Annotated in this window: 1 pseudogene; it reads right to left on the bottom strand. The window is 51.6% G+C overall.

Going from position 1 to position 562, the window contains the following annotated elements:
- Positions 1-446, bottom strand: a pseudogene (locus PORUE0001_RS02265) (hypothetical protein); the annotation flags it as partial.
- Between the last annotated feature and the right edge of the window lie 116 nt (positions 447-562).

The following is a 562-nucleotide window of genomic DNA, read 5'->3' as shown; positions in this document are numbered from 1 at the left end:
GCGAAGCCCCCTAAACACTTGACGTAGGTTATGTCTGAGACGGTGAGCCGGCAATGGTCGGTGGCGATGTACTTAGGGGTGGTGTTCAGGTGGTCTTGGAAGCCGTGATTGACTACTCCTTTGGTCGTCTGGGGTGGACGCTTGCGCTTGCGACTTCTCAGCAGCATGTCGTTGGCTCCTAACACTTTGTAAAGCCAGTCTCGACCTACTTGAAAGGTTCCTTTGAAGTACTTGTTGGTACACTCCTGGAGGGTGTCTACGCCTGCCCTGGGGAGCCAACTGCGCACATACTGGCAATAGTGTAGGACGGAGGCTACTTTGACATCTTCGTCTTGCTCGGTGAAGGTGTGCTTGTAGTAGCCTTTGCGGCTGACTTCTAGCTGCTGACAAAGGTAGGTTATGGAGAGCTTTTGATCTCTCACTTTGGCCTGTTCAAGCTGTCTCACGGCTACAAATCGGTCTTTTTTTTTAGATCAATGTGGTAGCGATTCAAGACCACTTCGAGTAGTGTTTTGTTGACCAAGGCCTTGCTCTCAGCCTGGAAGAGGGCTGCTTTGAGGCG

The organism is Porphyromonas uenonis 60-3, assembly GCF_000174775.1.
Taxonomy (GTDB): Bacteria; Bacteroidota; Bacteroidia; order Bacteroidales; family Porphyromonadaceae; genus Porphyromonas; species Porphyromonas uenonis_A.
The sequence above is the reverse complement of the archived record's forward strand: the minus strand, read 5'-3'. Positions and strand labels throughout refer to the sequence as shown.